This is a genomic window from Verrucosispora sp. WMMA2121 (assembly GCF_027460185.1).
Lineage (GTDB): Bacteria > Actinomycetota > Actinomycetes > Mycobacteriales > Micromonosporaceae > Micromonospora > Micromonospora palythoicola.
In genome coordinates this window covers 631,528-652,922 of record NZ_JAPZBH010000004.1, presented here as the reverse complement: position 1 = coordinate 652,922, position 21,395 = coordinate 631,528, and the positions used below count along the sequence as shown (strand labels likewise).

Genomic DNA, 21,395 nt, shown 5'->3' with positions numbered 1-21,395 from the left:
CCGCAAAACAAAGCTTCTTCGTCTACGGAAACTCGCGCCCGTTTGGTGCGTTTATGTCAGGATGATCCTGCTCAACGGAAGGTACGGCAGGTCGCACGGCCGATGCCGACAGAAGTCAGCACCCCCGCTGTCAAGGAGTTTCATGATGGAATTTCCGCCGAACGGGGCCGAGTCGGCCGGACAAGGCAATTCGGTTCCGAATCGCGTTCTGGTGACCGGTGGAGCCGGATTCATCGGCAGTCACGTCGTTGCGCGTTTGATGCTGATGGGCATTCACGTCAAGGTGCTCGACGACTTCTCGACGGGCCGGGTCGAGAACCTCGCCGATGCCGCGTACGGCGGGCTCTCGCAGTCAGACGTCCTCAGAGGCGACATCCGTACGGCTGAGGCGGTCGACGTTATTTATGAGTGGGAACCCGAAGTGGTGGTACACCTCGCGGGTCAGGGCAGCTTGCAGACCGCCCGGGAGTCAACTCTGTTCGACGCTGATGTGAACATCTTCGGGACGATCAACGTGTTGGACGCCTGTGCGCAGGCTGGCGTGCGGCTGTTCGTGCATGCCGCTAGCAGTGCGATCTACGGCAGCCTCCCGTCGGAGGCCCTGCCGATCCGGGAGAACCGACCACTGGCTGCCACCAATCCGTACGGCATCAGCAAGGCTGTGGCGCTCTGTTATCTGGACTGGTACCGGCGGGAACGCGGCATGTCGTACACGGCTCTGGCGCTCGGCAATGTCTACGGCCCGCCGCCTGCAGGGGGCGGTACCAGCGTGGTGGCCGTGATGACCGAGGCGCTGTTGAACGGCCACCCCCCCACCATCCACGGTGACGGCGAGCAGACTCGAGACTTCGTGCACATCGTGGACGTGGTCGACGCGGTGGCCCGAGCGTGTCACTATCCGGGCGCCGGACTGGTCAACATCGGCACCGGCAGGGAGACCAGCGTCAACGACCTCTATCACCTTGTCAGCTCGGTGCTGGCGGTGGAGGCGGACGCGCACCATGCGCCGCATCCCAACCCGCAGGAGGTGCGCCGGATGGCGCTGGACAGCAGCAAGGCGCTCGCTCAACTCGGGTGGCGGCCCACGATCGGGCTCACCGAGGGAATTGAGCTCACCGTCCGCGAGGCCTGGCGGCGACGCGTAGGGGGCTCAGCGCGTACCTACCGGCCACGACAGGGGCAGCCGGTGGGAGTTTCGCAGTGACCTGTCCCATCCGCTGCGTGTTCAGCCCATAGAGCGGGCATCGCCGATCCAGCCGGGTAGCTGCCGGCCGCTGCGTGTGTCAACAAGCGTGGGTGGGCCGTGTACCTGAACGTGGCCGTGCTGTGCCTGAACATCGCTAACCAGAGCACCCTGGAGTGCCGATCGCCCGGGGGATCCCATGCTGCCCAGCCTCCTTCCAGATTGCCCTGGGCCTGCTCGGTGCTGTCCGTGCCGTCCGGCCGGAGCTCGGTTCCGGGGCAACCTGCGGCGGACCATCACGAAGATCCATCATTTCCGGCATAGGTCACTTATCACCACTTGTGTCCTATATGTTCTTTTTGTCGCGCTGGAGGCGCGGCCTCTGAGTGGAGGGAGTGAAGGCTGATGTACGGGGTTCCGACGAAGGGGCCGGCGGTCGGCGGAGGGCTCGCCACGACCGGCGTAGCGATACATTCCTGGCTGCTCGTCGGGATCGGCCTGATCCTCCTCGGGACCACCCTGTGGCTCGTCACGTTCGTAAGCCGACCTCGATGAGCACGCGGCCGCCGACCGACAGGTCCACCGCGATGAGTTGGCTCCAGGCCTCGCTCGGCGCCGTCTGCGGTATCGCATTAGGAACAGCCCTACTGCGGCGATGGCACGACGTGGCAGTGGTCGAGGCATGGCTGAACGCACGACTGGTCTCCGCGATCGGCCTCGCCGACACCACCTCCATCGGGGCAGCCGTCATTTTCCCGCTTGAACAGCGCTGGGTCGGCTTTCTCGTCTCCACCGGTTGCTCGGTTGCCCTGCTGCTGGTTCCACCCTTCGTTCTCGCTGCGCTGCTGGTCGGCTTCCGGCGGGTGACGCTGGCCCGCGCACTGGTCGCGGTGGCCCTGGCGATCGGTCTGCTCGTGGTGGTCAATCAAATGCGTCTCGCCGCCGTCGTCGCGTCGATGCAGTTGTGGGGCTTCGAGGTCGGCTACCAGCGCAGCCATGTACTCATCGGCTCGGCCATCAGCACCGTCGGACTCATCGCCGTGGCCATCGTCTTCTTCCTCCTGGTAGGGCGCGGAAGCCGGACACGGAGGCCAGCAGGTGCCCGTTGAGATCCAGTCCCTCGCCATTCTGAATACGGCGGCCTTCCTGCTCTGCGTCTACTTCTGCGCGTACGTGCTGAGCATTCTGGTGCTGCATCTACGCACGGGACGGTCAAGCGGTGGCGAGCACAGAAGCTTCGACTGGCACATCGTCATCCCCTGCCGCAACGAGGCCAGTGTGATCGCGGGAACACTGCACCGACTGCTCCGTGACTTTCCTGACGTCACCGTCTGGTGCGTAGACGACGCTTCGGACGACGGCACGGACGCGGTACTGCAGTCCTTCACGGCCGACTCTCGCGTTCGCGTCGTCTCCCGTCGTCTACCCGAAGCCGTTCAGGGCAAGGGGGCGGCGCTGAACGCCGCATGGAAAGCGATCCTGCAACATCTACCGGCAGACGCCGACAACGAACGAATCATCGTCGGCGTTCTCGACGCTGACAGCTACCTGGATCCTCGATGTCGCTCCGCGCTCGCCGGCCCCCGCTATTTCGGCTCCGCGAAGGTAGCCGCCGTTCAGGTCGAAGTTCGCATGATCCAGTGCGCCCGGCCGGCGGGGAACTCCGGTAGGTGGGCCCGGCTGCTGGTTCGGCTACAGGACATGGAATTCCGCGCGCCGATCGCAGCCATGCAGTCGCTGCGGCGCTACACCGCGAGTGTCGCGATGGGCGGTAACGGGCAGTTCACGCGGGTCTCGCTGTTACAGCAACTCGCGACGGAGCACGGGACCCCTTGGCACGGCGCGCTGCTGGAGGACTTCGAACTCGGTCTGCACATCCTGCTGCAGGGTGGCCGCACCGAGTACTGTGCGGAGACCTGGGTCGCCCAAGAGGCGTTGACTCAAATTCGGCCACTGATCCGCCAGCGAACCCGTTGGGCGCAGGGATCGATGCAGTGTGGTCGCTATCTGGCCGCCGTCCTGCACTCTCGACGAATCAGCAACTCTGCCACGCTGGAGATTGCCCACTTCCTCGCAGCGCCGTGGTTCCAACTCGTCGGCACGCCAATCTATGTCGGCTGTCTCGTCGTCCTCGGGTGGTATGTGGCGCAGACGCCCGGCGGCGTCGCCACCTGGTGGGCGGCGGGCGGCTGGGGCGTACCCCCGCTGGTAGCGGTGTTCGGGATCCTTCCGTTCGCGGTCTGGGGCCTGGTCTACCGCAACAGATGCGAGCCGCACCTGTCGGTGGCCGCAGCGTTGGGGCTCGGCGTCGGCCACTGGCTTTACAGCTACGTGCAGTCAGTAGCTGTCTGGATCGCCTTCGCGCGAATGCTCACCTCCCGCTCCGAGTGGCAGAAGACGGCGCGTAGCGCCGATCCGACACCGTCGAGCCAGGCCTCCGACACCGACCCGAATCCGCCGCTGGCGGCCGGCGCTGTCGCGCGCCTCGACGGCCGTCCCCGCGGCACGGTTTCCGTCCCGCAACCCCCGGCACAGCCCACCCCAACCCACCGCCCCGACGGTCCAGTCAGGCACAGAAAGAGAGATCTCGCATGCACAAAGTAAAGTCCGGCGTCGTCCGGGCTGCGGCGACCATCGCCGGCGGTCTGGCACTAGCTGTGGTTGTCGCGTCACCCGCGATGGCCGACACCTCCCAGTCCAGCGCATCGGCACTTCAGATCAGCCTGGTCGGTGGTGGCCTGGCAAGCTCTGGGACCGCCAGCGCCACCAACGACGGCACGACCGAATCCATCTCAGGCAACACGAATCCGCCGCTGGCTGTGCTCGGCGGCCAGAACGTCATCAGCGCCGGAGTCCTCGGGCAGTACGTACGCGCCTACAACGACGGCACCTCCGCAGCCTGCGCTGGCGTACTCGGCAGCGGCGGCGCCATCACCATCGGGCCCGGTGGCGCGTGCACGGTGACTCCCGGTGCCGAGGTGACCCTGACGCTCGGTACCAACGGGCTTGCCACGATCGACCTCGTCGCGGACGCCATCTATTCCGAATGCACCGCGACGAGCAGCCCGTCGGCGACCGGCACCGCAACTCTCGTCAACGCCCGCATCGTCTCGACCGTGCTGGGCGTGCCGACGACTCTGCTCAGCCTGCCCGCCAACCCGGCGCCGAACACCGGGTTGAGCGTCCCCGGCCTGCTGAACCTCACCCTGAACGGGCAGTCCAGTTCCGGCGTCGGCCAACTGACCGTGACGGCACTGGACCTTTCCGCACTGGGTGGCTCGCTCGCCTCGGTGGTCATCGGCCTGTCCAGTTGCGGAGCCAACGCCGTCGCACCGCCCATCCCGGTCATTCCGCTCGCCGGCGCGCCGGTTGCGCTGGGCCTGGGTGCCCTGGCCGCGGGCACCGGTGGCTTCCTCGTGAGCCGCCGTCGACGCGCAGGTCGGAGCTGACCGATGGGTCGTGACAGAGCGAGGCCGCCCGAAGTGCTGATTCTGGCCGGTACGCGACCTGAGGGCGTCAAGATCGCGCCAGTGGCGCGCCTCCTCTGTCACGACCCGAAGCTGAGCACAGTCGTCGTCGACAGTGGTCAGCAACCCGGCCGGGTCGACGAGGCGCTGGCTCCGTTCGGGCTGCGTGCCGACACCGCCCTGGCCCTCAGGCGTCGGACAGGCTCTCTTGCCGAACTCGCTACGGAGCTGACCAGCGCGGTGGAGCTACTGCTGACTGATCGCCGACCAGACGCGGTGGTGGTACACGGAGACACCACCACCGCGTTGGTGAGCGGGCTCGTCGCGTTCTGGAACCGGATACCGGTCGTACATCTGGAAGCCGGTCTGCGTAGTCACCAACCTCAGCAGCCGTTTCCGGAGGAGTCCAACCGGGCGATGCTCGCTCGCATCGCCACGCTGCACCTTGCTCCGACCAGCACGGCGCGACGCAATCTTCTCGCCGAGGGGATACCCGCAGGGCGCATCGTGACCACCGGAAACACCGTCGTCGACGCCGTACGCACGCTGCTGCGAGAGGGGCAGGCCCGCGTTCCCACGTGGATCGATCCGCGTCGCCGTCTGATCGTGGCCACCACGCACCGCAGGGAGAGCTGGGGCGCGGGAATCGCCAAGGTTCTGCAGGCACTGGCCAGGGTCGCCGAGGCCCGGCCCGAGGTGGAACTGGCGGTCATCACTCACCCGAATCCCCGGCTCGCTGAACAAGCCCGGACCGAGCTGCCCGACCTGCCGAACGTCCGACTTCTCGATCCGCTGCCATACCCCGACATGGTGGGACTCCTTCGCGCATCAGACGTCGTGGTGACCGACTCGGGCGGTCTACAGGAGGAGGCAGCCAGCCTCGGTGTTCCGCTTGTTGTCACCCGGACCGCGACCGAGCGACCGGAGATCATCGAGCACCAGCTGGGAGATCTCGTCGGCACCGATCCTGACAGCATCGTCGAGGCCGTTGGTCGCCGCCTCGGTCAATCCGCCCCGGTCAGGGCCCGGGAAATCTACGGCGACGGTCACGCGGCACAGCGGTGCGTTCGAGCCATCAACACCTTGCTAGGCGGGCAGGCAACGCCGAACGTGCCGACACCGAACAGCCGACCTGCGGCACGGCGAGTCATGACCGCAGGCTCCGCGTCCGTTCTCACCGAGACATCCGGTTACTAGGAACGACATCGAGATGAGCCACGATCAATCCCTCATCCGGGGTGGACCATCCCGTCTGCCCGGCGGGACCGAGCGTCGAGCGGCCGGCGGCAATGACACCATCCTGGCAGGCCGCTTTCGCCGTGACATCGAGGGGCTACGAGGACTCGCACTGCTTCTGGTACTGGTCGGGCACGCAGGCGTACCCGGGCTTCCCGGTGCCTTTGTCGCCGTCGATGTCTTCTTCGTGATCTCCGGGTTTCTGATTACCGGGCTCCTCGTCGACGAGGCACGCCGATCCGGCATGATCTCCATCGCCGGCTTCTATGTCCGACGTGCCAAACGCCTGTTGCCGGCCGCGAGCGTCGTCATCGTGGCAAGCGTCCTGCTCACCTACCTGTTCCTGCCACCGATTCGCTGGTCCGAGACGGCCCGGGACGCGCTGGCCAGCACCGCCTACGTGATGAACTGGCGGCTGGTCGAGCAGTCGACTGACTATCTACGTGCTGAGGAAGCACCGAGCATTCTCCAGCACTTCTGGTCGCTCGCGGTGGAGGAGCAGTTCTACCTACTGTGGCCGCTGCTCCTGCTCGGCGTCGCTATGCTGAGCCGGCACCGCCATAAGCGTGGGCTCACCCCCCGAAAACCAGCCGCGTGGCACGGACTTTCGGGTCGTCACCGCAAGCGGCTTCTCGGTGACCGGATGGCCGTGTCGTTGCTGGTCGCCTTCACTTTGGTCGGCGTTCCGTCCCTGGTGTGGTCGATACAATTGAGTCTGGTCGATCCCGCGCAGGCTTACCTTGTCACCACCACTCGTGTGTGGGAGTTGGCCCTGGGTGGTGCCTTGGCGATCCTGGGCGGACAGTTGCACCGGCTGTCGCGTCGAGTCGCCCTGGTCCTTGGCTGGACCGGGATGGCTGCGGTGGCTTTCGCGGCGGCGTCGGTCCGACCGGAGACGGCGGCCTACCCGGGATACCTCGCGCTGCTACCTACGCTCGGCGCCGTCGCCATCATCGCGGCCGGCCCCAGCGCTGGCCGGTACGGTCCCGCTCTGCTCCTCGAACTACGGCCGATTCGGGCGGCCGGGGTCGTCTCGTACTCCTGGTATCTGTGGCACTGGCCGTTGCTGGTGGTGGCGGAGACACGGTGGGGCCAGTTGGATACCGTCGCGGGACTCGCGATGATTCTCTGTTCGGCGGTGCCGGCGGTGCTGACCTATCACCTGGTGGAGAACCCATTTCGGCACAGCCGGTTCTCCAGGGCCGGCACCCTCCGCCTGGGCCTGGTCGCGACCAGCGTGACAGCCCTCACTGGGGTCGGGCTTCAGATTGCTGTCCGGCCACCGGCAGCATCGGTGCCCACGAACCCGCAGCATGTGGCCGGCGCAACGAGCGGTGCGCTACCCGGTAGCAGCGCCTCGATGGCGTTGGTGGACCAGTTCCCCAGTATCCATCCTGATCCGCTCGAGGCCCGTGACGACCTGCCCGATGTCTATCAGGACGGCTGTGTCACGCAAGCACGGGAGTCGGACCTGCGGAGTTGTGTCTACGGCAACCGTGACTCAGCGGTCGAGGTGGCCCTGGCAGGCGACTCCCACGCGGCGCACTGGGTGCCGGCGCTGCAGGTCGTTGCGGCCGAGCGCGGCTGGCGCCTGGTTACCTACATCAAGACCACGTGTTCCTTCTTGGCGGCGCCGACCGTCATCGGCGGACGGGCTGATGATAGTTGCACCGAGTGGAACCGGCGGCTTCGAGCGGCGCTAGTGGGCGAACGACGCCCTCGACTCCTGATCGTCTCCAGCGTGACCCAGATTCCTCTGGTGAATGGCAGTACACCACCTCCCGGCCCGGCAACCGCGGAAGCGCAGGCGGCAGCGCTGCTGGAAACATGGTCGGAGTTCACAAACGTCGGGCTGCCACTGATGGTCATCCGAGATACACCAGCATTCAGAATCGACATGGCCGAATGTGTTTCGGCTAATCGCGAGCGGCTAACCAGCTGCGCACAGCCACGGCAAAGCGCGCTCGCCTGGGGCCTCCCTCAGCAGGCTGCTGCGGCCTCATTGCCGGCAGTGCATCTCGCTGATCTGAATGACGAAATCTGTCCCTTCGAGCTGTGCCCTCCTGTGATCGATGGGGTACTCGTGTACCGGGATGCTCACCATTTGACCGCCACGTATGCCCGCAGGCTCGCACCAAAGTTCCATGATCTGCTGCGTAAGCATCTACCTTGAGTCGGCCTCAATCTTACGACGATTCCCGGGTGCCCGTGGCGGTCACCAGTCGGTCCCGCCTCATTTCAGCTGACGAGTTCACGTTGATTGCTTCTTTCAGCATTCGGTGGCTGAACTGTTCCTACCGTTCGTAAGACCTTTCGGGTGGTCTGTGTGCGTTCGCCGGTATCTCCTGGTATTTCTGCCACACTGATCCTTGCGACAACTCGAACGTCACGCGAAATCCGGTCCTGCAAGCACTTAGTCGGAGGATCGGATGACGCCTCTATTGTGCTGTCTCCTCGAGAACCCGAGGTCGGCGGCGCAAGGCGGCAGATCCCGGACATAATCCGGGTGATATCGCCATCGTAGGCACTCGTGGTATGTGATCGGGTTCGTGTTCAGGGAAACGCGTCCTGGTCGTGTCGAGCTATTTCCAGGACCGGTAGCACTTGATTGGTGAGGGCGTGGCCGGATCTGGTCGGGCGTGCCGCCCGGTGGTGAACGTGGAAAAGGAGTGCCACGCAGCCACCGGGCGGCGCTCCTCGCTTCCGTTTGCGCCTCCACGGCCGAGGTGGGGGCGCATCCAGCCGGCGGTCGCGAGCGGGCCGCCGGCCATTCACGGGTCTCGTTGGGGCTAGGGCAAATGATTTGGACCGAGACGTTCTGCTCGGACACCTACCAAACTCATTAAGAAGGGGTCGTCAGGTGCAGGCGTGGCTCGAGGAACAGCGCTCCCAGACACTGCGAGATAGGTACTCGGCTCAACACAACGCTTTCGGCGTGCTGCGCCTCATGATGGCCTGCGGGGTGGTGATCGCGCACGCGGGGCCGATCGGGTTTGGCGAGGCGAACCTTGGTACGACGTTCTTCGCGGGGCAGAGCGACATCGGTACGATGTCGCTCTACGGCTTCTTTCTGATCTCCGGATTCCTTATTACGGACAGCGCGCTACGATCATCGCTGCCACAATACATCCGTGCCCGTCTGCTTCGGGTATTTCCTGGCCTGTGGGTTTGTCTTGTGGTGACGGCCTTCGCGATCGCGCCACTGGTGGCCCTGTACGAGAACGGTAGCCTTGACGGCTTCTGGGGGCATCCGGAAGGTCCCTTCGAATACGTCACCACGAACCTGTTCGCCTCGATGGAGCAACTTCCCATCTCCGGCCTCCTCGCCGACACACCCTACGGGCAGATTTTTGGGGGACCTAGCGCGTTCGACGGCTCGCTCTGGACGCTCCGATACGACCTCGCCTTCTACGGTCTCATCGGCATCCTTCTCATGACATCGGTGCTGCGCCGGTCGCCGCGTGTGATACTCCTGCTGACGGGCGTCTGCTACGCACTGGTACTACGGGACTTCGTCACGGGTCCCACGCTCACCTCGCGTCCACCGCAGCACGGTGCCATCGGCCCGTTCCCGATGATCGGAGCCTTCGCCGCCGACTGGACGCTGATGCTCGGCTTTCTCTTCCTGCTCGGCGTCGCCGCCCGGCTCTACGCGCACCGGATCCCCATCAACGGCACCCTGGCAGGGCTTGCCGCCGTAGTTCTGGTCATCTCCCTCTGGCGCGGCGGCTTCTTTGCGGTAGGTCTACCGACATTCGCTTACCTGGTCCTGTTCGCGGCGGTGACACTGCCGAAGAAGCTGTCCCGAGTCAGTCGGCGGCACGACTACACCTACGGCATATATATCTACGGGTTTCCAGTGCAGCAGGTGATCGCCCTGCTCGGCGGCGCACAATTCGGAATGACGGTGTACATCTTGTTGAGTCTGCTCGGTTCGTTGCTCTTCGCTGTGCCCTCCTGGCACCTGGTCGAACGACCCGCGCTACGACTCAAGACCGAAAGCGTGCGCGCCGGGTCCGGCGCTGCTGCCGACACTGATCAGGTTGAGCAGTTGGCGGAGACGGTGCCGACGGCCGACCCTGGGCGCCTGTCGCCGACGGAGCGCCACGGATAACTTGTCCACCGGGTCGTAACCGGTCTTGTTGGCGCCTTACTGCCTGCACCTACCGGACGCTCCCTGTCCGAGTGTTGGCGTTCGAAGTCACCACTCGTCTGGTGCTTCGTCGGGCGAGGGCTGCACACCCGGGCTCACCTAAGGTATGCCTAAATCAAAGAATGTCATTCATGAAGATCGCGAAAATTGCTAGAAACCGCAGGTCAGAGCCATGTGGTGGAGCGCGCCCGGCAGGATTCGAACCTGCGGCCTTGGGATTAGAAGTCCCCTGCTCTATCCGCTGAGCTACGGGCGCAACATGGTATCGCGCGAGAAGGGTACCGCCGCCCGGCTCTCGCCCGGTGGAACGGGTGGTCAGGCCGGACGTAGCGGCCGGGTGTCGGCGACGGTCAGGCGTCCGCGGGAAAGCGGTCGGCCGGCGGGTGTTCCTCCTCGGCCGAGGGCCGGGGCTGCGGCGGGGTCGGGTGGGTCGCCGTCGGTCCGGCGCCGAGGAAGGCGTCGGCCCAGCGGCCGACCTCGGCGAAGACCTTCTCACGTACGGCGGGGCCGGAGAGCGTGAGGTCGTGCAGGCCGCCGTCGAAGCGGGACACGGTGACGTGGTGGCCGAGTCGGGGTGCCCAGCGGACCATGTGTTCGACGTCGAGGACGGCGTCGGCCAGGGTCGCCGCGTCCTGCCATTTTGTGCCCCGGAACGACCGGGTCGAGCAGGCGAGCAGCACCGGCACCGGGATGTCCAGGCCGGCGCGCAGCCGCCGCTGGCCGGTGCGGACGGCATCCAGCCAGCCGGCCCGGACAGGGAAGCCGGCAAGTGGCTTCCAGGCCAGGTCGTACGTCCACTCGCCGCGATGGTCGGCGTGCAGGCTCTCGCCGTACACGGTGCCGAGCGAAAAGGGGAGGATGCGGTGCGGCGCCCTGCGGCCCAGGCGGGCGACGGCGGCCGCGAGGGGCCTCCGGACGAACCAGGGGGCGTTGAGGTCGAAGAAGGGACTGTTGAGGAAGAGCCCGTCGACGAGCCCGGCGTCGCGGCGGGCGTCGGCCCACAGGGAGAGGATCAGGCCGCCGGTGGAGTGGCCCATGGCCAGCAGGGTCTCGTGCCCGTCCCGGTCGCGGACGAGTTGTGCGGCGGCGTCCAGTTCGGGGAAGTAGTCGGCGAGGTCACGGCAGAAGTTCGGGGTCTGGTGCGGCAGCAGGCTGCGACCGTACTTGCGCAGGTCGAGAGCGTAGAAGTCCCAGCCGCGTGCGGCGAAGAAGTCGGCCACGTGGGTCTGGAAGAAGTAGTCGACGAAGCCGTGCACGTAGAGCACGGCCCGTCCGGTGGGGCGCTCCGGTCGGCGGCGGACCAACGTCGCCACCACCGGGCCCTCGTCGTCCCGGCCCAGGTCGATGATCTCCCGCTCGTAGGGCGGGCCAAGCACGTCCGGTTCCACCTCGCCGACGGTACGCCGGCTGGCTACCGGGCGGTAGCCCCCGCCCGCCGGTACCCGGCGGACGGGGGCTGTTCGCTGGTCAGTCGCCTACGGCCTCCCGGCCGGACGGCTCCTGCGAGGTCGTGGCCCGTCCCCGGTCGGGACCGTACGGCGACACCTGGTCGACCGGCACTGAGCGGTGCTCCCGCCGGGCCGAGGACGAACCGCCCTCGATCGGGCCGTCGCTGTCCTGGACCAGCCGGGTCTCGCCGCTGCGGCGCATCTCGGGCTGCTGCACGTTCGGCATGTCGTTCACCTCCACGGTGGCGTGGCCGGGGCGTTCGTCGCCCCGGCCCGGCGCTCACCTTTCGTCGGTCGTCGTCCCGGCGCCGGCCAACTCGTCGGTAGGCGTGGCCGGGCCGGGCGGTTCGTTGACCCGCAGGTGCTTGTTGTTGCGGGGCTCCTGCCGGGTCTTCGCGTCGTTCAACTGGCGACGCAGGTCGTCGCGGACGTCGTTGAGCGCGGCGTGCAGGTCCTCCTCGGTCGAGGTGGCCACCACCCGTTGCCGGCCGGCGATCCAGCACTCCAGGGTGACCTTCTGACCCTTGGCCTCCCGGTCCTTCACCGACAACTCCATGTCGGTGGCGTCGGCGTGGAAACCGGCCAGGCGGGCGTCGAGCGTGGCGAACTGCTCGACGATGCGGTTCCGCTCCCGGTCGGAGAAACCCGCGCCCAGCCTGAGGCACGTGGCCACGGTGGCGGGGTTCTGCACGGCGCTCATCGCCGCACCTGCCCGGAGAGGCGGGCGGAACGGGTGACGGTCATCATCATGATCGCTGACCTTTCGTTCGACGTCGTGCTCACGCGTGCGGTTGTAGAGATCCCTACCCAGGTCGGCTCCGTCCGGAACGTGACCATTTCCGCTTCCCATTGATCATCGATGGCCGGTGGCCCGGCGGGCAGGGGCGATGGGCCTACCACATCAGGACCTTGATCAGGCGTTTGTCCACAGCTGGTCCGGTCGTCCACAGATGCCGCCTGCTGGGCTGTTCGGGGCGGCCGCCAGCCCGCAGGCTCGGTGACGAGTCGACTCGCCGAAGCCAGGCCCCGACCCTTCAAGGGAGGAACGATGTTCGATACCTATATGACGATTGTCGGAAATGTTCTGACTGCGCCGGAATGGCGCCGCACCGCCCAGAGCAACACCCTGGTGGCCAACTTCAAGGTCGCCTCGACCGCTCGACGCCTCGACCGGGACAGCGGACGCTGGGTCGACGGCAACAGCCTGCGGGTACGCGTCAACTGCTGGCGCAAGCTCGCCGAGGGAGTCGCCGCCTCGGTGATGGTCGGCGATCCGGTGGTGGTCTGCGGCCGGCTCTACACCCGCGACTGGGTCGACGACGCCGGCAACCACCGCACCCTGTACGAGCTGGAGGCCGTCGCGGTCGGCCACGACCTGTCCCGGGGACGGGGAAGGTTCCTGCGCAACCGGCCCACCCTGGCCACCAGCGCGGTCTCGGACGCCGACGCGGAGCGGCGGGTGCAGGGGGAGCCGACCGAGCCGGTTCCGGACGACGAGGCGCCCGCCCGACTCGACCACCGCCCGGTCGACGACGACTTCGAACTGGCCGACATGTCCGGCTTCGGGGCTGGTGCGGCCGGCGCCCGCCACCCTGGTCCGCCCGGCGACTTCGACCCGGGCTCGACGGTCGGCTTCGATCCGGGATCGGCGGTCGGCGGCTTCGACCCGGGCTCGGCGGTCAGGTCCGACTCGACGCCCGGCTCCGAGACGTCGAGCGACGACCACCTCTCGCCGGAGTTCGACGACTTCGCCGACGCGGGCGAAGGCGTCGCCGACGAACTGGCTCCGGTGCCCGCCGACGCCACCGCGACCGAGTCCGAGCTGGCGGTGCGCCCGGAGGAATCGGGGGCGGGCGATGCCGCGACCGGGCGTGGTCGTCGAGGGCGCGGCCGGCTGCCACAGCCCGTCTGACATCCCGGAAGCTCGCCGGCGACGATTGGTGACCGGGCACCCCGCCCGACGGTGTACGGCTCGCCGATCGGCGCCCGGTGCCGAGGTGACCGGGTCTCGGCGACGGGCCCGGTCACCCATCGGCCGACGTGGCGCCATCGGGTACGGCCGCGGCGTGGGCGGGCTTCGCCGGGCACGATCCGGGCGGCAGGGCTCGGCTAGGCTGACCGCCCGGGGGTGACATGCCGTGCGACACGCGGGTGCGGTGGCGAACGCGACGGGACTGGTCGCGGGCTACGCGCTGGACGCGCTGTTCGGTGACCCGCGCAGAGGGCACCCGGTGGCCGGATTCGGCCGGGCCGCCGCCGCCCTGGAACGTCGCCTCTACCGCCCGGAACAGCTGGCCGGTGCGATCTTCACCGCGCTCTGTGTGGGCGCGCCGGTGGCGATGGGGGTGGCTGCCACGGTGGGCACCCGGCGTCGGCCGGCGGCCCGGGCCGTGCTTGTCGCCGCCGGCACCTGGGCCGTGCTGGGCGGGCGCAGCCTGCGCCACGAGGCGAAGACGATGGGCCGGTCGTTGCGCGGCGGTGACCTGCCGGCGGCCCGACAGCGGCTCGGGCATCTCTGCGGGCGGGACCCGTCGACACTCGACGAGCCCGAGATCGCGCGCGCGACGGTGGAGTCGGTGGCGGAGAACACCTCCGACGCGGTGGTCGCCCCGCTGGTCTGGGGTGCGGTCGCCGGGCTGCCCGGCCTGCTCGGCTACCGCGCGGCGAACACTCTCGACGCGATGGTGGGCCACCGCAATGTTCGGTACGCCCGGTTCGGCACCCCGGCTGCCCGCCTGGACGACCTGCTCAACCTGGTGCCGGCCCGGCTGACCGGGCTGCTGACCGTGGCGCTGGCGCCGGCCGGAAAGGGCGACCGGGCCCGGGCCTGGCGGGTGTGGCGGCGCGACCGCGACGACCATCCCAGCCCCAACGCCGGGCAGTGCGAGGCGGCGATGGCCGGGGCGTTGGGCGTACGGCTGGGTGGACGCAACGTGTACTTCGGCCGTACGGAGGTGCGTCCGTTCCTCGGTGACGGGCCACGTCCCGAGGCACGGCATCTGGCGCGGGCCGCCCGCATCTCCCGGGCGGTCGGGCTGGCGACCCTCGGTCTCGCGGTGGCGTACCCGATGACCGCGGGTCGCCTGGTGGCTGCCGCCGCCCGCCGGGCCGGTCCGCTGGCCGGCAACGCGGCTCGGCGGGCGGGCCGTCGGTGAGCGGTGGGCTGCTGGTGGCCGGGACGACCTCGGATGCCGGCAAGAGTGTGCTCACCGCCGGCATCTGCCGGTGGCTGCACCGGCGAGGTGTGAAGGTGGCGCCCTTCAAGGCGCAGAACATGTCAAACAACTCCGCCGTGGTGCTCGGGCCGGACGGCCGGGGCGGCGAGATCGGCCGGGCCCAGGCGATGCAGGCGGCGGCCTGCGGGCTCGCGCCGGACCTGCGATTCAACCCGGTGCTGCTCAAGCCCGGCAGCGACCTGGCCAGCCAGGTGGTCCTGCTCGGCGAGGCGGTCGACACGATCACCGCCGGCACCTTCCGGACCCTGCGTCCCCGGCTCGCCGAGACCGCGTACGCCGCCCTGACCGAGCTGCGCTCGGAGTACGACGTGGTGATCTGCGAGGGCGCCGGCAGCCCGGCGGAGATCAACCTGCGCGACGGCGACTACGTGAACATGGGGCTGGCCCGGCACGCGCGGCTGCCCACGATCGTCGTCGGTGACATCGACCGGGGTGGTGTGTTCGCCGCGATGTTCGGCACCCTCGCCCTGCTCGACCCCGCCGACCAGGCCCTCGTCGCCGGCTTCGTGGTCAACAAGTTCCGCGGCGACCGGGGTCTGCTCGCCCCCGGGCTGGAGATGCTGCGGCAGCTCACCGGGCGTCCGACGTACGGGGTGCTGCCCTGGGCCCTGGACCTGTGGCTCGACGCGGAGGACTCCCTCGCCTACGGCCGGGTACTCGGTCGCCCGTCCGCCCCGCACGGCACCGAATGGCTCGACGTGGCCGTGCTGCGGCTGCCCCGGATCAGCAACGCCACCGACGTCGAGGCGCTGGCGACCGAGCCGGGGGTGCGGGTACGTCTGACCGTCGAGCCGGCCGAACTCGCCGCCGCCGACCTGGTGGTGCTGCCCGGCTCGAAGTCGACGGTGGCGGACCTGGCCTGGCTGCGCGAGACGGGCCTTGCCGACGCCGTCACGGCGCACGTGGCGGCGAACCGTCCGCTGCTCGGCATCTGCGGCGGCTACCAGATGCTGGCCCGCGCCATCCACGACCCGGTGGAGAGCCGGCAGGGCACGGTGCCCGGTCTCGGCCTGCTCCCCATCGAGATCACCTTCGACCGCCGCAAGACCGTCCGACCGGCGGTGGGCAGCTTCGCGGGTGACCGTCCGGTCCACGGCTACGAGATCCACCACGGTCACGTCTCGACCGCCGACCCCCGGTTGGTCCCGTTGCTGCGGTACACCGGCGGCGCCGACGAGGGTGCCATGCACGGCGTCGTGCACGGTACCCACTGGCACGGCACGTTCGAGTCCGACGAGTTCCGTCGCTGGTTCCTCACCCGGGCGGCCCGCCTCGCCGGACGTACCGGCTTCCGGGTCGCACCGGACACCTCCTTCGCCGCCGCCCGGGAACGCAATCTCGACCTGCTCGGCGATCTGGTCGAGGAGCACCTGGACACCGACGCCCTGTGGCGACTCGTCGAGGACGGGCCCCCGACCGACCTACCGTTCGTCCCACCCGGCGCCCCGCGACGGTGAGCCGGGATGCCCGGCCGGCGGGCGCCGGAGGGACGGCCCGCTGTGGCACGATCTCGTGGTGATCGATACCCGCCGTCTGGGCCGGCTCGCTCTGGTGCTCCCGGTCGTGCTCACCGGCTGCGCCGGCACCGCCACCCCGGCACCCAGCTCACCCCCATCACCCGCCGCGTCCTACCGCCTGGTGGACGACCTCTGCATCAAGCTCGACCACCAGCCGTTGATCGACGTGGCCGGCGGGACGACACGGGTACGAGACCGCCCCGACCGGCCGGACCGCAAGAGCTGTGTACTCAGCGCAGTGTCGGAGGACCCCCTGGCGATCCACGCGGTCACCATCACCATGCTGGTCGCAGATTCGACGACAGCGGCCCGTGAGTCTCTCGGTGGTCCGCCGCCCGCCGGAGCGCAGGGCATCGCCCGGGAGGCCAGCGGGGTCGGCGAGGGCGCCTGGGTGTCGATCCCACCGGCCAACGGCCCGATGACTGATCCACCGGAGCCCTACGACGGGCCGGTGAACAGCCGGCTCTCGATGGCGGCGGCGATGGCGGGAACGGCCGTGGTCCATTTGCAGCTCAACTTCATCGCGGCGCAGGTGCCGAACGAGGCCCAGACCGAGGAACTGGCGATGGAGTACGCCAGGCAGACCCTGGATCTGATGGCCTACTGAATCAGTAGCGGACGTCGGCGGATTGGTCGGAGAAGGGCAGGCCGGCCGACCGCCACGCCTCCACTCCGCCGATCATGTCGGTCGCCCGGTGCAGGCCCAGGGCGCGCAGGCTCGCGGCGGCGAGGCTGGAGCTGTATCCCTGCCGGCACATCACCACGATCTCAAGGTCGTACCCGGTGGCCTCGGGGATCCGCCAGTCGCTGGCCGGGTCGAGCCGCCACTCCAGCACCGTCCGGTCGATCACGATGACGCCGGGCAGGTCGCCCTGTTCCCGACGCTGTGCGTCGGTGCGCGTGTCGATCAGGAGTGCGCCACGGCTCGCGGCCTGCACCGTCTCCTGCGGGGTCAACCGGGTCATGCCCGCGCGGGCCTGTTCCAGCAACGCCTCGACGCCGGGACTCATCACGGAATGGGACACGCCACGAGCATGCCGCCCGGTGCCCGGGCGTGCGATCCGAAGTGGCCCGGGACAACCCGATCGGTAACGTCGGTGTCCGTGGTGGTGGTCTTCGAGGCGTACGCCGGACTTGCTCGACGGGTGTTGGCGGGGCCGGCCCGGCTGGGGCGTACCCGGTTGGTGGCCGTCGACGGGCCCAGCGGCGCCGGCAAGACGGTCTTCGCGGCGCGCCTGGCCGATGCCCTCGCCGCCGCGACGCCCGACGCCACCCGGCCACCGGTGGTGCACACCGACGACCTGCTCGACGGATGGGACGACCAGCTCACCTTCTGGGACCGGCTGGAGGAGCAGGTGCTGGCGCCGGTACGAGCCGGGCGGGCCGGCGCCTACCGGCGCTACAGCTGGGTGCGCCGGCGTTTCCTGCCCACGCCGGTGCCGGTGCCGGTCGCGCCGGTGCTGATCGTGGAGGGGGTCAGCGCGGCCCGGACGACCGCCGTGGCGAGCTTGACCCTGGCGGTCTTCGTCACCGCCCCGCAGCCACTGCGGCTGGACCGGGCGGTGGCCCGCGACGGCCCGGCGATCCTGCCGGAGCTGCGTCGTTGGCATGTCACCGAACGCGCCCACTTCGCCGCCGACGGCACCGAGGCCCGCGCCGACCTGGTCGTCGAGGGCGCACCGGTCCTGCCGCATGCCGCCGAGCGCTACTACTGCCGACGCGGCTGACCGCACCGGCCGTACCACCCGCCGGCGCCGACCCGCCACCGTCGGACCCGCCACGCCGGCCGCGCCGGCCGGTAAGGCCGGCATACGATGCCGGTCATGACCACACCGATCATGACCGAGTCCGACCTGCGGGAGGCCGTCGCGCGGGAGCTGCCCGGCGTCCGGGCCGACCTGGAGCGCCTGGTCCGCATTCCCGGCATCGCCTTCGACGGCTTCGACCACGCCCACGTGGAGCGCTCCGCCGAGGCGGTGGCCGAGTTGCTGCGCGGCTGCGGCCTCGACGTGGAGGTGGCGCGGGCCGGTGGTCAGCCCGCCGTCATCGGCCGCCGGGCGGCGCCGCCCGGTGCCCCGACGGTGATGCTCTACGCCCACCACGACGTGCAGCCGATCGGCGACCCCACGTTGTGGGAGTCCGACCCGTTCGAGCCGGTGGAGCGCGACGGTCGGCTGTACGGGCGGGGTGCCGCCGACGACAAGGCCGGCATCATGGCGCACGTCGCGGCGCTGCGCGCGTACGGTGACCGGCTGCCGGTCGGTGTGGTCGTGTTCGTCGAGGGGGAGGAGGAGTACGGCTCCGACTCCCTGGAGCGGCTGCTCGCCGAACACCGGGACAAGCTCACCGCCGACGTCATCGTGATCGCCGACTCGACCAACTGGGATGTCGGCGTACCGGCGCTGACCACGTCGCTACGCGGCATCGTCAACTGCTTCGTGGAGGTGCGCACGCTGGACCACGCCGTGCACAGCGGCATGTTCGGCGGTGCCGTCCCGGACGCGCTCACCACCCTGGTCCGGCTGCTCGCCACGCTGCACGACGACGCCGGCAACGTGGCGGTGGCCGACCTGGTCGGCCGGGAGGCGGCCCGCGTCGACTACCCCGAGGACCGGTTCCGCGCCGAGGCCGGGCTGGCCGACGGTGTGCGGCTGTTCGGCACCGGCCGGATCACCGACCGGTTGTGGACCAAGCCGGCGCTCGCCGTGCTCGGCATCGACGCCCCGGCCACCGGCGAGGCGCCGAACGCGCTGGTTCCGGCGGCCAAGGCCAAGCTCAGCGTGCGGCTGGCGCCGGGCGACGAACCGAAGCGGGCGTACGCGGCGCTCCGCGCCCACCTGGAGCGGTACGCACCGTGGGGCGCGCAGGTCGAGGTGACGTTCGAGCACGACGGTGCCCCCTGCGTCATCGACGCCAGCGGCCCGATGTTCGACGCGGCCCGATCTGCCTTCCGGTCCGCCTGGGACGGCACCGACGCGGTGGAGATCGGGGTCGGCGGCTCCATTCCGTTCATCGCCACCTTCCAGGAGATGTTCCCGCAGGCGGCGATCCTGGTGACCGGAGTGGAGGATCCGCACGCCCGAGCCCACGGGCCGAACGAGAGCCTGCACCTGGGCGAGTTCGCCCGGGTCTGCCTCGCCGAGACGTTGCTGCTGGCCAGAGTGGCTGAGGTGGGTCGCGGGTGAACCCGTAACTTCACACCGACGGTAGCCGTTTCCGGTGTGTCGGACGCGGGGCTGTTGTAGCCTCTCGAACATGCGTACGAATGAGGTTCTGGCCCGCCTGGAGGCCGCCGTCATCGCTCTGGGGGACGTCGACGTCTCCGCGTGGCCCGAGGACACGCTTAAGGAACAGCTCGGCGAGTTGTCCGCCGCGCTGGTCGCCCTGGACGCGTCGCTGTCGCGCATCGCCGACGGTGTCCGCGCCCGGGGGCTGCGGATCGAGGAGCCGGTGCCGGCCTGACGTCGGCGACCGCCGGGCGGTCAGGTGGCGGTCGCGACCACAGCGAAGGTCGGGCCGTCCGCAGGTGGCACCGGTTGTCGGTGGTGGCTGGCAGGATGAGGTCGTGCGGTTCCTGGACCTGGCTGCCACCTCCGCGGCCGTCGGCGCCACCAGCGGTCGTCGGGCCAAGGTGGAGCTGCTCGCCGATGCCCTGCGGCGGCTCGATCCGCCCGAGGTGGCGGCGGGCTCCGGTTGGCTTGCCGGCGAGCTGCGCCAACGGCAGACCGGGGTCGGCTGGGCCAGCCTGCGCGACCTGCCCCCGCCGGCCACCGAACCGACGCTCAGCGTGTCGGCGGTGGACGCCGCGATCGACGAGATCGCGGCCGTGCACGGCGCCGGCTCGCAGGCTCGGCGTCGGGCCCTGGTGCACGCCCTCTACGCGGCCGCCACCGCCGACGAGCAGCGCCTGCTGACCGGCCTGTTCCTCGGCGAGCTGCGGCACGGTGCACAGGCCGGGCTGCTCGCCGACGCGGTCGCCCGGGCAGCCGAGGTGCCCGTCGCCGTCGTACGCCGGGCGCTGCTGCTCGCCGGCGACCTGCGGGCGGTGGCGGTGGCCGCTCTCGGCGGCGGGGCGACCGCGCTTGCCGAGTTCGGTCTCCGGGTGGGCCGGCCCCTGGCGCCGATGCTGGCGCAGAGCGCGTCCACCGTCGACGAGGCGCTCGCCGCCACCGGGGTGCCCGCCGTGGTCGACGTGAAGCTCGACGGCATCCGCATCCAGGTGCACCGCAGTGGTTCCGACATCGCCGTCTTCTCCCGCAGTCTCGACGAGATCACCACCCGGGTGCCCGAGGTGGTCGCCGCCGTGCGTGCCCTGCCCGCCCGGGAGATCGTCCTCGACGGGGAGGCCATCGGGCTGGACGCCGCCGGCCGGCCGCTGCCGTTCCAGCAGACGTCCAGTGCCGCTGCCCGCCGGGCCGGGTCCGCTGGTCCCGCCGCCGGGGCGCCGGTCGCACCGGCGGTGCGCGCCGCCGCCGAACGGACCGGTGCGACCGTGCTCACGCCGTACTTCTTCGACCTGCTGCACCTCGACGGGGTGGACCTGATCGACCTGCCGGGCCGGGAGCGGTGGGCGGCGCTGCGCGGCACGGCCGACGCGTCGCTGCTGGTCGGGCGGATGGAGGTGGACGACCCGGAGCAGGCCGGCGAGGCCTTCGCCGCCGCACTGGACGCCGGCCAGGAGGGCGTGGTGGTCAAGGCGCCCGGCGCGCCCTACGACGCCGGCCGGCGTGGCGCCGCCTGGGTCAAGGTGAAGCCCCGGCACACCCTCGACCTGGTCGTGCTCGCCGTGGAGTGGGGCAGTGGCCGACGCACCGGGTGGTTGTCGAACCTGCACCTGGGCGCTCGTGACCCGGGCACCGGCGGGTTCGTGATGCTCGGCAAGACCTTCAAGGGGCTCACCGACGAGCTGCTGCGCTGGCAGACCGAACGCTTCCTCGGCCTCGCCGTGGACCGTGGCGACTGGGTCGTCCGGGTCCGACCCGAGCAGGTCGTGGAGATCGCGTTCGACGGCGTGCAGAGCAGTTCGCGCTATCCGGGCGGGGTGGCCCTGCGGTTCGCCCGGGTGGTCCGCTACCGGGACGACAAGACCGCTGCCGAGGCCGACACCATCGACGCCGTCCGGGCGATCCACGCGGGCCGCCGGCCCGGCTGAGTG

At 69.6% G+C, this 21,395-nt stretch carries 18 protein-coding genes, 1 tRNA gene and 1 pseudogene; 15 read left to right on the top strand and 5 right to left on the bottom strand.

Annotation, left to right across the window (positions count from 1 at the left end):
* Nucleotides 1–142: 142 nt before the first annotated feature.
* From O7605_RS03670 to O7605_RS03640, 7 genes are all read left to right on the top strand, one after another.
* Nucleotides 143–1,204 (top strand): GDP-mannose 4,6-dehydratase, encoded by a 1,062-nt coding sequence (locus tag O7605_RS03670; protein WP_269737896.1) that lies wholly within the window; start codon nt 143–145, stop codon nt 1,202–1,204.
* Nucleotides 1,205–1,734: 530 nt separating this feature from the next.
* A complete protein-coding gene (locus tag O7605_RS03665; protein WP_269737895.1) occupies nt 1,735–2,292 on the top strand; it encodes a hypothetical protein in 558 nt (185 codons plus the stop codon).
* Nucleotides 2,282–3,787: a glycosyltransferase gene (locus O7605_RS03660; protein ID WP_269737894.1), complete on the top strand. Its 1,506-nt coding sequence runs from the start codon at nt 2,282–2,284 to the stop codon at nt 3,785–3,787. Before O7605_RS03665 ends, O7605_RS03660 begins: the two co-directional genes overlap by 11 nt.
* Before the next feature lie 74 nt (nt 3,788–3,861).
* Nucleotides 3,862–4,632, top strand: a complete 771-nt coding sequence (locus O7605_RS03655) for a choice-of-anchor P family protein (protein ID WP_269737893.1) — start codon at nt 3,862–3,864, stop codon at nt 4,630–4,632.
* A 3-nt stretch (nt 4,633–4,635) separates the two neighbouring features.
* Nucleotides 4,636–5,847 carry a non-hydrolyzing UDP-N-acetylglucosamine 2-epimerase gene (gene wecB, locus O7605_RS03650; RefSeq protein WP_269737892.1) on the top strand — a complete coding sequence of 404 codons (1,212 nt, stop codon included), beginning with the start codon at nt 4,636–4,638 and terminating at the stop codon, nt 5,845–5,847.
* Nucleotides 5,848–5,860: 13 nt separating this feature from the next.
* Entirely contained in the window at nt 5,861–8,059 is a 2,199-nt protein-coding gene (locus O7605_RS03645; RefSeq protein ID WP_269737891.1) for an acyltransferase family protein, read from the top strand.
* Between the two features lie 687 nt (nt 8,060–8,746).
* Nucleotides 8,747–10,000 carry an acyltransferase family protein gene (locus O7605_RS03640; protein ID WP_269737890.1) on the top strand — a complete coding sequence of 418 codons (1,254 nt, stop codon included), beginning with the start codon at nt 8,747–8,749 and terminating at the stop codon, nt 9,998–10,000.
* 222 nt (nt 10,001–10,222) lie between these two features.
* Here the strand turns inward: O7605_RS03640 and O7605_RS03635 are convergent.
* From O7605_RS03635 to O7605_RS03620, 4 genes are all read right to left on the bottom strand, one after another.
* Nucleotides 10,223–10,295, bottom strand: a tRNA-Arg gene (locus O7605_RS03635).
* 94 nt (nt 10,296–10,389) lie between these two features.
* Entirely contained in the window at nt 10,390–11,427 is a 1,038-nt protein-coding gene (locus tag O7605_RS03630; protein ID WP_269737889.1) for an alpha/beta hydrolase, read from the bottom strand.
* Between the two features lie 79 nt (nt 11,428–11,506).
* A complete protein-coding gene (locus tag O7605_RS03625) occupies nt 11,507–11,713 on the bottom strand; it encodes a hypothetical protein (RefSeq protein WP_269737888.1) in 207 nt (68 codons plus the stop codon).
* 54 nt (nt 11,714–11,767) lie between these two features.
* Nucleotides 11,768–12,187: an HPF/RaiA family ribosome-associated protein gene (locus O7605_RS03620; RefSeq protein ID WP_164447469.1), complete on the bottom strand. Its 420-nt coding sequence runs from the start codon at nt 12,185–12,187 to the stop codon at nt 11,768–11,770.
* 348 nt (nt 12,188–12,535) lie between these two features.
* On the opposite strand from O7605_RS03620, the gene O7605_RS03615 reads away from it, so the two are divergent.
* The 4 genes from O7605_RS03615 (at nt 12,536) to O7605_RS03600 (ending at nt 16,847) form a co-directional block, all read left to right on the top strand.
* Nucleotides 12,536–13,399 (top strand): single-stranded DNA-binding protein, encoded by an 864-nt coding sequence (locus O7605_RS03615; RefSeq protein ID WP_269737887.1) that lies wholly within the window; start codon nt 12,536–12,538, stop codon nt 13,397–13,399.
* Between the two features lie 226 nt (nt 13,400–13,625).
* Nucleotides 13,626–14,642 (top strand): cobalamin biosynthesis protein, encoded by a 1,017-nt coding sequence (locus O7605_RS03610; protein WP_269737886.1) that lies wholly within the window; start codon nt 13,626–13,628, stop codon nt 14,640–14,642.
* A complete protein-coding gene (locus O7605_RS03605; protein ID WP_269737885.1) occupies nt 14,639–16,180 on the top strand; it encodes a cobyric acid synthase in 1,542 nt (513 codons plus the stop codon). The genes O7605_RS03610 and O7605_RS03605 overlap by 4 nt, the downstream gene beginning before the upstream one ends.
* A 58-nt stretch (nt 16,181–16,238) precedes the next feature.
* Nucleotides 16,239–16,847 (top strand): hypothetical protein, encoded by a 609-nt coding sequence (locus O7605_RS03600; protein ID WP_269737884.1) that lies wholly within the window; start codon nt 16,239–16,241, stop codon nt 16,845–16,847.
* Between the two features lies 1 nt (nt 16,848).
* Here O7605_RS03600 and O7605_RS03595 read toward each other — a convergent pair whose 3' ends face one another.
* On the bottom strand, nt 16,849–17,250 hold the full coding sequence (locus O7605_RS03595; protein WP_269738699.1) for a rhodanese-like domain-containing protein: 402 nt from the start codon (nt 17,248–17,250) through the stop codon (nt 16,849–16,851).
* Here O7605_RS03595 and O7605_RS03590 point away from each other — a divergent pair.
* From O7605_RS03590 to O7605_RS03575, 4 genes and pseudogenes are all read left to right on the top strand, one after another.
* Nucleotides 17,185–18,089: pseudogene (locus tag O7605_RS03590) on the top strand (uridine kinase family protein); the annotation flags it as partial. The gene O7605_RS03595 and the pseudogene O7605_RS03590 overlap by 66 nt on opposite strands.
* Nucleotides 18,079–19,425 (top strand): dipeptidase, encoded by a 1,347-nt coding sequence (locus O7605_RS03585; protein ID WP_269738698.1) that lies wholly within the window; start codon nt 18,079–18,081, stop codon nt 19,423–19,425. The pseudogene O7605_RS03590 and the gene O7605_RS03585, both read left to right, overlap by 11 nt.
* A gap of 70 nt (nt 19,426–19,495) precedes the next feature.
* Nucleotides 19,496–19,702 carry a hypothetical protein gene (locus O7605_RS03580; protein ID WP_093410448.1) on the top strand — a complete coding sequence of 69 codons (207 nt, stop codon included), beginning with the start codon at nt 19,496–19,498 and terminating at the stop codon, nt 19,700–19,702.
* Between the two features lie 103 nt (nt 19,703–19,805).
* A complete protein-coding gene (locus tag O7605_RS03575; protein ID WP_269737882.1) occupies nt 19,806–21,392 on the top strand; it encodes an ATP-dependent DNA ligase in 1,587 nt (528 codons plus the stop codon).
* The last annotated feature ends 3 nt before the right edge of the window (nt 21,393–21,395 follow it).